Origin of the sequence: Paenibacillus assamensis DSM 18201, assembly GCF_000422445.1 — a bacterium.
Taxonomy (GTDB): domain Bacteria; phylum Bacillota; class Bacilli; order Paenibacillales; family Paenibacillaceae; genus Paenibacillus_B; species Paenibacillus_B assamensis.
Window position 1 is genome coordinate 49,985 of the sequence record NZ_AULU01000023.1, and the last position, 14,528, is coordinate 64,512.

Consider the following 14,528-nt stretch of genomic DNA (forward strand, 5'->3'; position numbering starts at 1 on the left):
TCCTTACTATTGTTCTTCTTTATGCTTGGCTTGCTCGATCTCTCGATATAAATGCGTCAAAGCATCCTCGAACTCTTCACGGCTAATTTGGAATGCCGTACAACGCTTTAGAAACTGCTTTGCATTGCAATAGCCAATACCGAGCAGCTCACCCAGCCGCATACGACGCTCCGCAGAACCAGGGTGTGTAGTTAATCCCGCTTCGATTAAATCGGTCCATGACAACACCGTGCCATGAAAAGTGCCCATTTCACTTTTTACACGGGACAACGCTTCTCTTATATGTTCAGGGGAGGCATTTTCCACCCCAATATCTCCATTGGCTGTTGCTTTGTCTCTTGTGATAAAGGCATGCTTGCAACCAGGCACTCTTGCCGCAATTGCCTTTCGAATCCGTTCACCTGCAAAATCAGGATCAGTAAAAATAATGACACCTCGCCGCTCTTGTGCAAGGGCAATTTTGCGGAAAGTCATCTCATTAAGTGCAGAGCCCCCGGTCTCAATTGTGTCCGCCTCTACGGCACGTTTAATGGCAACGGTATCATCTCTGCCTTCCACTACTATTAGTTCCCGAATCAAGCAAATAGTACCCCTTTCCTTTGTCAACTCCATTCACACAAAAAAAGAAGAGGGAGTCCCCTCTTCTTAGCATGACATAAACCGTTGTGAATTACTATATGTTAAATCAACAGCTGCATTTTCTCAGCGACGTGCAGTCTGTATCGTTTAGTTTGCCTCCGGTTTCACAGGGCCGATAATGTAAACCGTATACCCTTTCTTACGACCGAAGCGATTTACTTGCTTAGAGCTGTCAAAGTATAGGTCTATAATCTTCCCTTTAACGGCACCGCCTGTGTCCTCAGCACGACGGAAACCGATTCCTTCAATATAGACCCACCAGCCAAGCGGAATAACCTTCGGGTCAACAGATATCGTTCTCCCTGCGGTTACTTTGGTGCCGGAGGCAGTTGTTGCCCCAGCCGAACCTGGCGTTTCTGTATAAGCAGTCAATTGGAAATTGCCCAGCTTACGCTTATAATCAAAGTTAACACCATCTTTAAGTACGCTTCCTTCGATATCTCCATCTGCCGACAGAACAGATACTTCCGGAACTTTCTTTGTTCCATACGTAATGACTTGAGACACTGCCTTCGTCTTAACGTCCTTATCAATCATCTTCTTATATACGAGCTTGCCATCTTCATACGTCTTTTCAATCTGCTGAACGACAAGTCCTGCTTTGCCCTTTTGAACCGTCTTCTTCGTTCCCTTTTTCATATTCGGGTCTGCTTTCTTAACGACCGTATAAGGAACTTTGACTTCTCGCTTCACAATATCCTTCTTTACACGAACAACTCGGATATGCATGTCACGCTTAATGGCTGCATCTTGGCTTGGATACACCTTATCTTCTTTTTTAAGCTGAATCTTATGCGATTGGAGTGCTTCCCCTACATCATCCTTAGTCGTAAACAGTTTCTTGCTCTTGCCGTCTACTGTCACTTTAATAGGCTGTGCACGTTCAATCGTAATGCGTGACCCCTCTTCTACTTTCGTATCCAATTTAGGTGACACTTCATCGTGCTCACCTACAACGATGGCCTGCTCATCCAAAACAGCGCCAATCGTTTGCTTGCGGGACTCTACCTGTCTTTCAACATCGTCAATGACGATGGAGACGGATTTCTTTGCGTAACTGAACCCGACTAAAATACTAACGACTGTTATAGCAACTACTATAAGTGATATAACTGAAATAATACGCATATTTTCATGCTTCCATCGCATTGCGAATGACTTGCTGGATGATCGGGGTTCATGGGGTTCGTTATGAACGAGTTTGCCCACTTTCTCGGACCTCCTTACATAGTCCCGCCGTCGAGAGTTGTGCATGATACATCTGACGCGACTATAAAGTATTTTCGCAGAGAGCCTAATAGGATTATGCTGCATAACTCTCCACACCAACTAGCAGCTAAGGTCTAGTTCACCTCCTGTTTCTTACAACCTATGAACTTGCTGTAACTATTATGCAAGCTTTTGAGGCGTAAATAACAAAAGAAGCCTGTCTCAAGAGGTGTCTCTGTGACGGCTTCATAGGTGACCCAAACGAAACATAACCGTTTAGGGACTCAGAAGAGCGACCTCTCTCCAAACGCTTGCGAGGTTAGCTGTCGGGTTCGGGCTATGAGAGTCGCCCTAAGCAAATGCCCGGCTCATGGCTCGGCCATTCACAATTCACCCCAAGGAATCAATCCTACCGATGCGTGGCACTCGCATCAAGCTTTTGGTTCCCCCGCTCTCCATAACTGGAGACTCAGCGATACTGGTTAGTTGGAATATTATTCAAGTTGATTCAAACATCTGTGAGCATCATAACGTTTTTATGACAAAGTTGTAAAGTTCCCCGCAATTCCGTTTTTCGTTAAAAATGATTAAAAAAAAGTAACAATTCGGCTTTTTGTTGAAGAAATCCACTTATCTCTTGCCATAGAACTTTTTTTCATACTGTTTTCATCGATTTTCATCACATGTCAAAACATGTTAGAGCATTGGCCGTCGTTATTTTGCAAATTTCTTCAAATTCCATACTTTTTATCTCAGCAGCTACTTCTGCTACATAGCGAACATAAGCGGACTCATTTCTTTTCCCTCGGAATGGATGAGGTGTTAAATAAGGCGCATCTGTTTCTACTAATAAACGATCATTTGGAACTTGCTTTAGCACCTCTTTTGGCTGTTTTGCATTTTTAAAGGTTACTGGACCACCGAAGGAAATATAGAAGTTCATATCTAAACACTGCTTGGCCGTTTCCCAGCTGCCAGAGAACGCATGCATAATGCCACCGACTTCATGTGCCTTCTCTTCCTTTAGTATACGCACAACATCTTCATGCGCGTCACGGTTATGAATAATAATAGGTAGTTTTAATTCACGTGCCAGCCCGATTTGCTGACGGAATACACGCTGTTGAACATCCTTTGGGGACGTATCCCAATAATAGTCTAAGCCAATCTCACCAATAGCCACAACCTTCTCATGTTCAGTCAACTTTGCAATCCAATCGATATCTTCAGGCTTCATATCAATCGCATCAACCGGGTGCCAACCAACAGCTGCATAAATAAATGGATATTGTTCAGCCAACTCCATAGTCGTTGGAATCGTCTCCCGATTGAAACCGATATTGACCATACGAGTTACGCCCTGCTCATAAGCACGAGTGATTACCTCATGGCGATCTTCATTAAATTTTTCATTATCTAGATGAGTATGTGTATCAAATAACATGAATAATCTCCTTTACATTGTGTTTCTTCATGATGAACAATGGGTATTTATTTTACGTGTCGATCAAGTCGCAACAACTGTCTCGCTTCTTCAGACAGCCTGTCCCTTACACGCATCAGCTTGTCTACTGGGTAATAAATATAAGCCTTACCTCTTCTTAACCCGCTAATCGAATGTACAATATCAGATCGCTTTGACAACTCCACCAGCTCATACTGGCGATCCAACAGCAATATATGCTGCTGAGAAGGAACTTCACCCGAGCGATACACATCATACGGCATATCAGTAGGATAATCAAACCATAGATCATAGGCTGGATCCAAGCCAACTCGCTCCCATTGTTCACGAAGAAGCGTCTTGTATGACTCTTTCATTTCATCAAGCTCCACGTACTTGTACAGCTTACGTTCCATAAATCGTTGACTTAGTTCTGCCAAGCGTTCATCTTCTTCTGACATCCACTGCGTGAACATCGTTTGTACAAATGCCTCATCAAGCTGTACGTATTGCTGTGCGTTAAGTGTTCCTTCAAATAACGAATTGAGAGGTGGTAAAAAGTATTTAAAACGATACCCTGATCGATATAGCTCTGTAGCCCGCTGGAATATTAGGCGCAGCATAAGTTCTGAGCTTCGTGTGACAGGGTGGAAGTACACTTGCCAGTACATCTGATAACGTGACATTAAATAATGTTCAACAGCGTGCATACCGCTTTCTTTTACGACTACTCTGCCCTTATATGGTCGTAACACCCGTAATATTCGATCCAAATCAAACGTACCATAATGAACACCTGTATAATACGCATCACGCAGTAAATAATCCATACGATCTGCATCTAATGGACCTGTTACAAGATCAACTACAATTGGATTTGGATAAGTTTTGCATATAATAGAAGCAACTCGTTTTGAAAACCCTTTCTCAACCTGTTCTAGCACCTGATGAACTTCTGTATTTTCAAGTAAAATACGGCATGTCCAATCTTCATGATGAACATCAAATGCTTCTTCAATGGAATGTGAGAATGGACCATGGCCGACATCGTGCAGTAGTGCTGCACATAATGTTACGAGTCTCTCTTCCTTAGACCAATCCTCGTAGTTCTGACGCTCAAACTGAGATACAATGCGTCTTGTAATTTCATATACACCTAGTGAATGAGAGAACCGACTATGCTCAGCTCCATGAAACGTAAAATACGACGTCCCTAATTGACGAATCCGCCGTAATCTTTGAAACTCCTTCGTATTAATAAGATCCCAGATGGCTTGATCTTGTACATGAACATAATTATGAATTGGATCTTTAAATACTTTTTCTTCTGATAATAAAGAGTGCATACTGGCGTGTTCCTCCTTTGTGCAAATTAGGGATTCCTTGTGTAATTTGGCGCCTAGATTCGACAATCTCATATAAATGTTGACGTTACGATAATATTGTCATATTATTCTTTAAGTTCCTGATTTTTCGCACTAATAAACCTCTTATTTCCTGATATTTCAATTCATAGACTCGTTTTAACCTGTTCAACAACTTAAAAATATGATAAAAACCATAAATTAACACAAGAACCTATCATTTTGCATGTTGACTAATATGGGAATGGTTGGTACGATATAAAGCACAGAACATCAAAATTTGTCGAATAATGACACTATTATGTGTTTCTAAAAGAGGAGAGCGATGATTCATGATGAAGTCAACAGGTATCGTCCGTAAGGTCGACGAACTCGGTCGTGTTGTCATTCCAATTGAACTACGCCGGACATTGGGAATCGGTGAGAAAGACGCGCTAGAAATCTATGTAGATGGTGAGCGCATCATGCTTAAGAAATATGAGCCTGCGTGCATCTTCTGCGGTAATGCAGAAAAAGTTACATACTTCAAAGGTAAGATTGTTTGTCATGAGTGCATCTCTGATATCCCGCAACCTGTGACAAAATAAAAAAAATAGGTTATAATAGTTTCATCACATATGTTAATTCTAACCTTTTTCATATCTTCCTTGCGCCTTCACGGTATTGAACCCACCGTGAAGGCGTCTTTTTTTTGCAAATAGGAAGAATTGAACCCCTTTTTAAGACGTTACATGAACCTTGATCATAATGAAAATCTGTGAAAAAGTACCTCTCTTTAAAACTTTTTAGCATTTTCGCTCATTGTTCACAGTTTGTTCACAAATAAACTATTTTTGATTATATAATAATGAAACATGTCCTTGTCCCATCATCAACCTAGACCCTTAACTATTGCTCTGCCTCTTCCCCAGACAATAACTGCTGATAAATATCACGTCTGGAAACCCCACGATCCTTAGCTGCAAGCTTCATCGCTTCTTTATGAGTTACTCCCTGCTCTTCTTCATAGCGCGCTACATGCTCAGCTACGGACAATGACGTCCACCATATCGATTGTTCGGGTGGAAGTTCCCATTGACCCACTGCACCTTGCACAACGATACAGCATTCTCCTATTGGAGCTACTTCTTCAAATTGACGCAAGCAGGAACTAATTGATCCTCTGACAAACTGCTCATATCGCTTGGTAAGCTCTCTGGCAACTACTACTTCACGATCACCTAGCTGTTCAAGCATACGCTCCAGCGTCTTCACAATGCGATGAGGAGATTCATAGAAAAGCAAAGTACTTGTATCACGTTGAACGGACTGCAGAATTTCCTCCTGACGTTTCTTATCACGTGGAAGAAATCCGACAAACGTAAAGCGATCCGTAGGCAGGCCAGATGCAATTAACGCACTAAGGGCTGCATTTGCACCCGGAATAGGGACAACAGACAATCCCGCTTCAATAGCAAGGCGTACAAGATCTGCACCAGGGTCCGAAATGGCTGGAAGACCAGCATCACTAACAAGTGCCAACTTGCGTCCTTCTTGCATCAATCTCACTAACTCTGGTCCGCTTGCATCCTTGTTATGTTCATGATAGCTGTATAAGGTCTTTCCTTGAATATCAAAGTGAGAAAGTAGCTTTCTCGTTTCACGTGTATCCTCTGCTGCGATCAAATCCGCTTCCTGCAGCATACGTACAGCACGATAAGTCATATCCTCCAGGTTACCTATAGGGGTAGCAACCAAATATAATTCCCCTTGCTTCCTGTCCGATGATGAGTAACTATTTTGAATTGTGCAATTATTATTCATGATCACCATTCCTCAATTCACTACGTCTGCCATAGTAAATATCGTTTAGTTCTTCAACATATTCGTTGTTATCAGTATATACGATCAATGGCGGTAGCAAACGAACATCAGGCTTGGCATTGCGAATCGCTTCCACGAGTACCATATTTGCTTCCGTATCTATGCGAGAGTGTACAAAACGAATACGTTTGGGCTCTAGTCGATAACGACGCAGCAGGTCCAATATATCCGTTAGTCGAGCTGGTCGATGCACCATTGCCAACTTACCACCTGTTTGCAGCAATCTTGCCGCACAAGCAACTACATCCTCAAGCGTGCATCCAATTTCATGTCGTGCCATCGCTTTGTACGTGTTTTCCTTGAACTCGCCTGTTGTAAGCGGCATATAAGGCGGATTGACCGTTATACAGTCATAATACGACTTGTCACCCTCTGGCATTAGCTCCTTTAAGTCCCCTTGCTTAATCTCAATACGAGACTCCAGACCATTAAGTTGAACACTTCGTTGAGCCATATTCGCAAGACGCGGTTGAATCTCGATACCATCAATATGTGCCGACGTTCTGGTTGAAAGCAGTAGTGGAATTACTCCATTGCCTGTACAAAGATCAAGTACTCTGCCACGTGGAGGAATAGAAACAAAACGAGCCAAAAGTACTGCATCTATTGAGAAGCTAAATACTTCGTCACTTTGAATAATACGCATATCATGGGTTAGTAAATAATCAAGCCGTTCAGACGGCTCCAACATAACGGAATCTTCAGTCATTTGTATTGCGCTTCTCCTTCATAAATAAGTGATCTAAACTTACATGCCTATCAATACACAAAAACCGTAGGCCGAGGAACGCCATGTTCCTTTACCTACGGCATTGTTTATTTGTTGAGGAAAGAAAGGCAGAACAAACAGTCGCCCTCTGTCCGCAAGTGACCGTAATATACATTGCAAATATGGAAGCCTTCATAATACAATCTTGCCAAGTTATCGTAACCTTCACCGACAACATTATCCTTTGTCAGTTCATCTAACTGAGGATTATCGACTGTAGAAGGGACTGATTGCTGTGAGCTTTTCAAGGCCTGCTCAGAATCATGATGATCATGCTGCAGCACTTTGCGAAGCTGCTCATTTTCCATAAGAAGACGTTGATTCTCTTCTAGAAGCTCTTTCACAATCAACTTCAATGAGCCAAGCTCTTCATGAACACTGCCCATCTTTGTCTCCAGATCATGTATTTGTGCGAAAATATCTTTCTTCTCCAAGTTCCCACCCCAGAGCACTATGCGTAGTTCATCATCGTTACTTCACGACAACATCGTCGAACAATAGTTCTTTTACTTTGCCGATTTCAAACAACTGAACGTGCACTTTGCGTTCGCTTGCGTTCATTCCAACAACTTTGCCATCCCCTAAGGAAGTGACAACAAGTTTGCCTACCGTTGGCAGTTCTTCTTTTGCACTTTCATAATTATCATGCTCATACTTTAAGCAACACATGAGTCGACCGCAGAGACCGGATATTTTAGTAGGATTCAACGATAAGTTCTGGTCTTTTGCCATTTTAATAGAAACCGGTTCAAAGTCGCCAAGCCATGACGAGCAGCACAATACGCGCCCGCATGGACCGATACCACCTAGCATCTTTGCCTCATCTCGAACACCAATCTGTCTCAATTCAATTCGGGTGCGGAACACACTTGCCAAATCTTTAACAAGTTCCCGAAAATCAACACGGCCCTCAGCTGTAAAGTAAAAGATGATCTTGTTACGATCAAACGTATATTCTACATCCACCAGCTTCATTTTCAACTGATGGGTCTTAATTTTTTCCATACAAATACCGAACGCATCTTTTGCTGCTTTTCGGTTGGAATCAACAAGTTCACCATCTGTATCCGTTGCAATACGAATGACTTTCTTCAGTGGAAGCACCACATCGTTCTCGCCGACCGTCTTCGGACCGATCACTACTTTGCCGTACTCGATGCCGCGCGCCGTTTCGACGATAACATGCTGATCCTTCAGGACCGGCCATTCAACCGGGTCGAAATAGTAGATTTTGCCCGCTCGCTTAAAACGGACGCCGACCACATTATACAATTACGTACCTCCTTGCATACCCACCAGGAACTGCTCAAACACCAGCTGCGGATTGACGTTTGCACGTAATCGCTTCTGTGCCTCTGCTGCCGAATCCATCACATGAACCCATTCTTGAGTCGACTTGGTCCATGCAATCTTGCTAATGGTATCGACTTGGTCAGAGAAGATGAGATGGTCTTGTCGGTTCAATTGGTAATTTAGCATATCTCGAAACCAAAGATGGAACAAGTCAAAGAGCATGTCCGCGTGCTCAGCAAGTTCCGTCTTGAATACTTTCTGTTGTGCAATAAGAAGTGCAGTACCTAGCTTAGATGTGCACTCCTTTCCTAATTGTAACATTACGTTTCTTAATTCTGCAAACCAATTCTGTTGGCATAATTCCCTGCCAGCATCCAATCCATTTACCAAATGCACAGATGTTCGTGCCAATGCAGCCGGATAACCTTCATCCACTAGGCGCTGGAGCATTATTTGCGGTGCCTGTGGCGTAAAAGGTACCAACTGTGAGCGCGAAATAATGGTAGGCAGCATAGCTTGTCCATTTTCAGTGATTAAAATGGCCACAGTAGGGCTTGTGGGCTCCTCCAGAAACTTTAGCAGACTGTTAGCCGCCTGAACCGTCATTTTATCTGCATGTTCCATAATATAAACTTTTTGCCCCGTTGCCTGAGTACGATAAGATAATTCTCGCTGAAGCTCACGTATCTGATCAATTTTGATCGACTGGCCTTCTGGCACTATAACATGTACATCTGGATGGTTGCCATGATCGATCTTACGGCATGACAAACAGGAATCACAACAATCATCCTGTAGACGCTCACAAAATAGTGCCTTAGCAAACGTCTGAGCGAACAACTTGCGCCCTGTACCGATAGGTCCACTAAATAAATAAGCATGGGATACCTTGTCGGCACGCAGCCCATGCTGAACAATTTTCTTGGCCCTTTCCTGACCAAGAATCGTTTCAAAAGACATATGCTGTTTCCTTTCCTTACCTTACTGCTGCACAAAAGAATCCGCCACTCGTTGAAGTTGTCTAAAACGAAAGATTAATTAGCATCCCACGGATCTCGCCAACTTTATTCAAGAGCTGCATCTTACCTTCTTCCGTTTGCAATAATTGCTCCGCCATCTCCAGTAATGCTGTATCAATCTCTTCAATAATTTTATATCTCTTGCTGCGACCACGACGGTCCCAGCCAGTTACCTCACGAATACCGATTCCACGTCGAACTGTATCCTCTAAGAAGCGTTTTACCAACGTACGGTACATTCGGAGCTCACGAACTGTCATGGACTTGCCTAGGCGCTCACCTTGGCGATAAATATCTTGCAGTCGCTGCTGCAGCTCATCTCTTGATGCATTTCCATCCTGCTGCTGCATCATATCAGAGAAAGACTTGCTAGCAACTGGCTTTGGAGTTGGATCACCCATACGAATATCTTTACCGAATGGACGGAAACCTGGATTGATCTTCACTTATTTCACCGCCTTAAAAATGCTCGAATCGCTCCACAGGGAGGACGAACACTGTTGCACCACCAACCTGTACTTCAACAGGCATGGGCATATAAGAATCGGTTGCACCGCTCATTGGTGTAACCGGAGTAACCAGTTGATCCCTAACTTTGCAGTTTGAACGGATGACATGCAGCGCCGCTTCAATTTGTTCATCTTCAACACCAATCATAAACGTCGTATTGCCTGAGCGAAGAAATCCGCCTGTGCTTGCCAACTTAGTTGCACGAAAACCTTCCTTGACAAGAGCTCGACTGAGTCGATTGCTGTCTTTATCCTGAATAACCGCGACTATTAACTTCATGCCGTCATCCTCCTTATATTTTATCATAAGAGGCATAAGCTAGATATGTTTCAGGTGGGCATTTACCTTATATAGGTCATATTCTCCACATGCTGTACCGATATCTGCCTCATGAACTTATTAGACGTTATTAACCTTAATTCCTTGTTCGCACGCTCAAAATATCTAACATTTGTGCAACAATCAACTGTGGTTCTGCTGATGCATCTATGCGAACGATTCGCTCTGGATATTTTTCAGCTAAAAGTTGATAACCTGCCCGTACCTGTTCATGGAATGAGAAACCTTCCTGATCTAGGCGATTTATTTCACGCTCTGCATTAGCAGCAATTCGTGCAAGTCCAGCAGCAGGATCAATATCCAGCCAGAATGTAATATCCGGCATCAAATCATGTATGGCAAAACGATTAATCTCCCACACAGCATCAACGCCAAGTCCTCTTGCATGGCCTTGATAGGCCAAGCTGCTGTCTACGAAACGGTCGCATAGTACAACTGTTCCTGTATCCAACGCAGGCTTAACCTTCTCTACTAAGTGCTGGCGACGAGCTGCTGCATAGAGCAGAGCTTCGGTACGAGCATCCATAGCTGTATGTTCCTTATCTAGAATCACTTCACGAATCCGCTCAGCAATGTGTATTCCTCCTGGCTCACGAGTGACAATGACAGATTGCCCTAATTGTTCTAGCTGCTGCTGCAGCAATCGAATTGCTGTCGATTTTCCTGCTCCTTCGCCGCCTTCTAGCGTAATAAATATCCCTCGTTTAACCATTTCAAACTACTCCTTTTATATCATATGCACATTGCCCAATGCGGTTCCTATTTCCTATCTTCTATCCTTTATTCTCTCGTTGGCGCCATCATCATAAACAATAAGGCTTCTAAGCTGTGGATCACTTACATCTTGGCATTTGGCACCCGCTAGAGCTAGTCTGCCAAGCTCATCGATATGTGCCTCTGTAATACGCTCACCTGCATAAAGAAGTGGAATACCAGGTGGGTAAGGAATAACTGACTCAGCCGATTGCTTACCTATAGACTGTTCTAGGCTTACCTTATAAGCAGGCTTGTCCACCTCGAAAATAGAGAACGAAACCGGCTCAGATACACCTTGATTATAGTGATTCATATCTATTAAAGGATGATTATCATTCGTCTCCGACCCTAGATTATTTATTGACCGAGACATATTCATGCTATGGCTTTGCAAATAATTATCCAGTGTATAAAGTGCTACCATTATTTTATCAGCATCTGCTTGTGAACTAGCTAATGTAAATAACAGAACTACGTATTTCATATCGGCCATTTCTGCAACAATACCATGCACAGTCAACTGTTCAAGCAGCTCATACCCTGTCATCTGCCCTGTCTTATCTTGTATAACAAGCTTAAATGGATCTTGGGATTCATAGGCTGTGGAACTATCCTTAGAAAGGTTTATAGTATCAAATGACTCCAGCTCACACAGCAATTTACGTACACTATTTACTGCAGCCAACCCTGTTGTAAATGCATTCTGACCTTTTGTTTGGATCCAATGACGACTCATATCCAGTGAAGCCATTAATGGATAGGATGGACTTGAACTTTGAACCATAGCAAGCATACGCTGCAATCGCTCGCGATTAATACGTGCACCTTGTACATGCAGCATCGCGCTCATCGTCATTCCAAGCAGCATCTTATGTGTAGACTGCACAACAAGATCGGCACCTGCCTGAAGGGCCGACAGAGGCACGTCTGGATGCAACCCATAATGGGCACCATGGGCTTCATCAATAAGAAGTGGCGCACCATGGCGATGCACGACCTCTGCCACTGCTCGTACATCTACGCCTAGCCCGTAATAATTCGGGGTGCAGAGAAATACAGCTTTCGCCTGCGGATATTGTGTCAGCCCTGCCTCCACCGTCTCAACAGATGGAGCTATGAGCAAACCGCTGGCGCGATCATGTCGCGGGCTTAGAAATACAGCCTGCGCTCCTGCCAGCTTCAAGCCGTTAATAATAGACTTGTGCACGTTCCGCTGCACAAGTACGATATCCCCCGGCTTCGAGCAGCAAGTCAAAAGGGCAGCCACATTACCGGCTGTGCTGCCCCCTACAAGGAAATGCGTTGCTTCCGCACCAAAGCAAGCGGCAGCGAGCTCCTGAGCCTCTCGAATCGGCCCTGTCGCCTGATGCAGGTCATCCGTGCCGTCTACCTCCGTCACATCCTGCCTTAACAGTGCCGCATAGCGTCGGTACAACTCAGCCCTTTCGCTATCAACTTCTAATTCGGCGGCACCAACATAAGCCGCCCCATCTTTATGACCTGGCACGTGCATAGAAACGTGCCCCTGGCTTTCATATCGAAGCAGCGCCTCTACAAGTGGGAGGCGCTCATAGGAATTGCTGTTACTCATAGTTTCCCCTTTATTAACATAGCGATAAAATATTCTTAGTTATTCGTTACATCCATTGTACCCTATCTCCCTACTGTAGCAAGAAGTAAGGAACAAGAAGTAATAAACAAACACGAAAAAGAGCCCATCGGGGCTCTTCACTTACATCTTATACAGCCTAGGTAAGTAATAAGCAGCAAACCTTTTAGCCATCCACGAAAATGATTAGGCTTGCAGTTGCATCCACAGTTTTCTCATCCGATCAATGAACATAGGGTATTTCTCATCTTTAACATCCGTACGAACAATTTCTTGTTCACAGCTCGAACATATAAATTGATGGACAACGACAATGCCTTCCGATTTCATTTCCCCGCAAATCATGCAGCAAGATTCCGACTGGCGATCCATGACCATCCCACCTTTACCTATTTTCAATAATACTAGCATGCCCCAATTAATAGAAAGTTAAACAGTTTCATAGCCTATTTTCAAATAGTTATCCGCTTTTCCTTAGCTGCATCCTATGCTCATGATGGGCAAATGGTGTCTGTACTAAGCAGATAAGTGATATTTGGTCCTATATCTTCATTCTAGCAGTCAAAGAACCGATATAATACTTGTTCTAAATCTCCATGTGAAAGGAGTGATTCCATGCAGCCACCGCAAGAACGAACCTTTTATCACTACAAGCTGCTGCGTAAGATCAAATATGGACCATGGGTAAACAGAGTCTATATTTTACTTGGATTCGCTGCGTGGATGGCGGCCTTATGGGCAGAAGGATTTATTGGTCTCACATATGGGGGGCTTGCTTGGCTCGTATTATTTTGGATACATTATGTCATACCACGTTCCTTATTCGTTATAAATCGATACCATTATCGCAAACGTTGGGGTTTCCAATTCAAACTGCCTTGGATCGGTTTCTTACCATATGAGAAACAATATGTGGGCTTTCACTACTGGATGAAGGTACTCCTATATATAACTCTTATCGGGGCTTTAATTATAGGAGTGATGAGTATTTGGCTTCCAATAGGGTTTACTATACAATTCCTATTCTGGCACATTTGGTTCTTAGGACCACGCTGGTTTGCTTCGATAATAGCCCTTAACATCTCCGATGATAAGCTTATTAAACTTGGAACACAGGAGTTCTCTATTTACAAAGCATAAAAAGCACCTAGCTAAGAAATATTACGTAATTAAAGAGCCATTAGTAGAGTTAATCTACTAATGGCTCTGTTTATATACACTATAACAAAAAGTAAACAATTATAGTAATCTGAAAACCCATTACATACAATAGAATTACATCATAAATAGATAAGCACACGTTCAATTCAAATAGGAATATAAAACAAAACCCACCGATGGAATCATCAGTGGGCTGTGTTTGCTTGGCAACGTCCTACTCTCCCAGGACCCTGCGGTCCAAGTACCATTGGCGCTGGAGGACTTAACGTTCGTGTTCGGGATGGGTACGCGTGGAACCCCTCCGCCATCGTCACCAAACATGATTTTTGCGATGTATATCTCCCTGTATTCCTACAGCAAAATATCACACCATCTAAATCGCTTCAGGACATATCCTACCATCAGGTAGGTTCCCTAACAAGGTTATACCTTGAAAACTGACCGCAAAGTATTTAAAACGCTTCTTCATATTCATTAGGATAAGCCCTCGACCGATTAGTATTCGTCAGCTCCACACATTGCTGTGCTTCCACCCCGAACCTATCAACCTCGT

At 43.3% G+C, this 14,528-nt stretch carries 16 protein-coding genes, 1 rRNA gene and 1 riboswitch; of the genes, 2 read left to right on the plus strand and 15 right to left on the minus strand.

The features are described from left to right. Window positions 1–6: 6 nt before the first annotated feature. The 4 genes from rnmV to H580_RS0113185 form a co-directional block, all read right to left on the minus strand. Window positions 7–579, minus strand: coding sequence for a ribonuclease M5 (gene rnmV, locus H580_RS0113170; RefSeq protein ID WP_028595213.1), 573 nt, complete (start codon window positions 577–579; stop codon window positions 7–9). Window positions 580–726: 147 nt separating this feature from the next. Next, window positions 727–1,848 (minus strand): resuscitation-promoting factor, encoded by a 1,122-nt coding sequence (locus H580_RS0113175; protein WP_028595214.1) that lies wholly within the window; start codon window positions 1,846–1,848, stop codon window positions 727–729. A 292-nt stretch (window positions 1,849–2,140) separates the two neighbouring features. Continuing rightward, window positions 2,141–2,333, minus strand: a riboswitch (cyclic di-AMP (ydaO/yuaA leader). A 194-nt stretch (window positions 2,334–2,527) separates the two neighbouring features. Beyond that, window positions 2,528–3,292 carry a TatD family hydrolase gene (locus H580_RS0113180; RefSeq protein WP_028595215.1) on the minus strand — a complete coding sequence of 255 codons (765 nt, stop codon included), beginning with the start codon at window positions 3,290–3,292 and terminating at the stop codon, window positions 2,528–2,530. 47 nt (window positions 3,293–3,339) lie between these two features. Then, a complete protein-coding gene (locus H580_RS0113185) occupies window positions 3,340–4,638 on the minus strand; it encodes an HD domain-containing protein (RefSeq protein WP_028595216.1) in 1,299 nt (432 codons plus the stop codon). A 350-nt stretch (window positions 4,639–4,988) separates the two neighbouring features. Here H580_RS0113185 and H580_RS0113190 point away from each other — a divergent pair, with 350 nt between their 5' ends. Then, window positions 4,989–5,243: an AbrB/MazE/SpoVT family DNA-binding domain-containing protein gene (locus H580_RS0113190; RefSeq protein WP_028595217.1), complete on the plus strand. Its 255-nt coding sequence runs from the start codon at window positions 4,989–4,991 to the stop codon at window positions 5,241–5,243. Window positions 5,244–5,544: 301 nt separating this feature from the next. Here the strand turns inward: H580_RS0113190 and rsmI are convergent, their stop codons facing one another. From rsmI to H580_RS0113240, 10 genes are all read right to left on the minus strand, one after another. Continuing rightward, window positions 5,545–6,459 carry a 16S rRNA (cytidine(1402)-2'-O)-methyltransferase gene (gene rsmI / locus H580_RS0113195; protein ID WP_028595218.1) on the minus strand — a complete coding sequence of 305 codons (915 nt, stop codon included), beginning with the start codon at window positions 6,457–6,459 and terminating at the stop codon, window positions 5,545–5,547. Beyond that, window positions 6,452–7,228 carry a tRNA1(Val) (adenine(37)-N6)-methyltransferase gene (locus tag H580_RS0113200; protein ID WP_028595219.1) on the minus strand — a complete coding sequence of 259 codons (777 nt, stop codon included), beginning with the start codon at window positions 7,226–7,228 and terminating at the stop codon, window positions 6,452–6,454. Before H580_RS0113200 ends, rsmI begins: the two co-directional genes overlap by 8 nt. 107 nt (window positions 7,229–7,335) lie before the next feature. Next, window positions 7,336–7,722 (minus strand): initiation-control protein YabA, encoded by a 387-nt coding sequence (locus H580_RS0113205; protein WP_028595220.1) that lies wholly within the window; start codon window positions 7,720–7,722, stop codon window positions 7,336–7,338. Between the two features lie 37 nt (window positions 7,723–7,759). Continuing rightward, window positions 7,760–8,560 (minus strand): PSP1 domain-containing protein, encoded by an 801-nt coding sequence (locus H580_RS0113210; protein WP_028595221.1) that lies wholly within the window; start codon window positions 8,558–8,560, stop codon window positions 7,760–7,762. Next, window positions 8,561–9,541 (minus strand): DNA polymerase III subunit delta', encoded by a 981-nt coding sequence (gene holB / locus H580_RS0113215; RefSeq protein ID WP_028595222.1) that lies wholly within the window; start codon window positions 9,539–9,541, stop codon window positions 8,561–8,563. A 61-nt stretch (window positions 9,542–9,602) separates the two neighbouring features. After that, window positions 9,603–10,046 (minus strand): YaaR family protein, encoded by a 444-nt coding sequence (locus H580_RS0113220; RefSeq protein ID WP_028595223.1) that lies wholly within the window; start codon window positions 10,044–10,046, stop codon window positions 9,603–9,605. 13 nt (window positions 10,047–10,059) lie between these two features. Continuing rightward, window positions 10,060–10,389 carry a cyclic-di-AMP receptor gene (locus H580_RS0113225; RefSeq protein ID WP_028595224.1) on the minus strand — a complete coding sequence of 110 codons (330 nt, stop codon included), beginning with the start codon at window positions 10,387–10,389 and terminating at the stop codon, window positions 10,060–10,062. 136 nt (window positions 10,390–10,525) lie between these two features. Further along, window positions 10,526–11,161 carry a dTMP kinase gene (gene tmk / locus H580_RS0113230; RefSeq protein WP_028595225.1) on the minus strand — a complete coding sequence of 212 codons (636 nt, stop codon included), beginning with the start codon at window positions 11,159–11,161 and terminating at the stop codon, window positions 10,526–10,528. A gap of 54 nt (window positions 11,162–11,215) precedes the next feature. Beyond that, the gene (locus H580_RS0113235) at window positions 11,216–12,796 is read right to left on the minus strand and encodes an aminotransferase class I/II-fold pyridoxal phosphate-dependent enzyme (RefSeq protein WP_028595226.1); all 1,581 of its coding nucleotides are present in this window, start codon (window positions 12,794–12,796) and stop codon (window positions 11,216–11,218) included. 204 nt (window positions 12,797–13,000) lie between these two features. Beyond that, the gene (locus H580_RS0113240; protein WP_028595227.1) at window positions 13,001–13,186 is read right to left on the minus strand and encodes a sigma factor G inhibitor Gin; all 186 of its coding nucleotides are present in this window, start codon (window positions 13,184–13,186) and stop codon (window positions 13,001–13,003) included. A 243-nt stretch (window positions 13,187–13,429) separates the two neighbouring features. On the opposite strand from H580_RS0113240, the gene H580_RS0113245 reads away from it, so the two are divergent. Next, complete coding sequence (locus H580_RS0113245; protein WP_028595228.1) at window positions 13,430–13,954, plus strand: hypothetical protein; 525 nt, start codon at window positions 13,430–13,432, stop codon at window positions 13,952–13,954. A gap of 222 nt (window positions 13,955–14,176) precedes the next feature. Here the strand turns inward: H580_RS0113245 and rrf are convergent. Beyond that, a 5S ribosomal RNA gene (gene rrf / locus H580_RS0113250) occupies window positions 14,177–14,293 on the minus strand. Window positions 14,294–14,528: the final 235 nt, after the last annotated feature.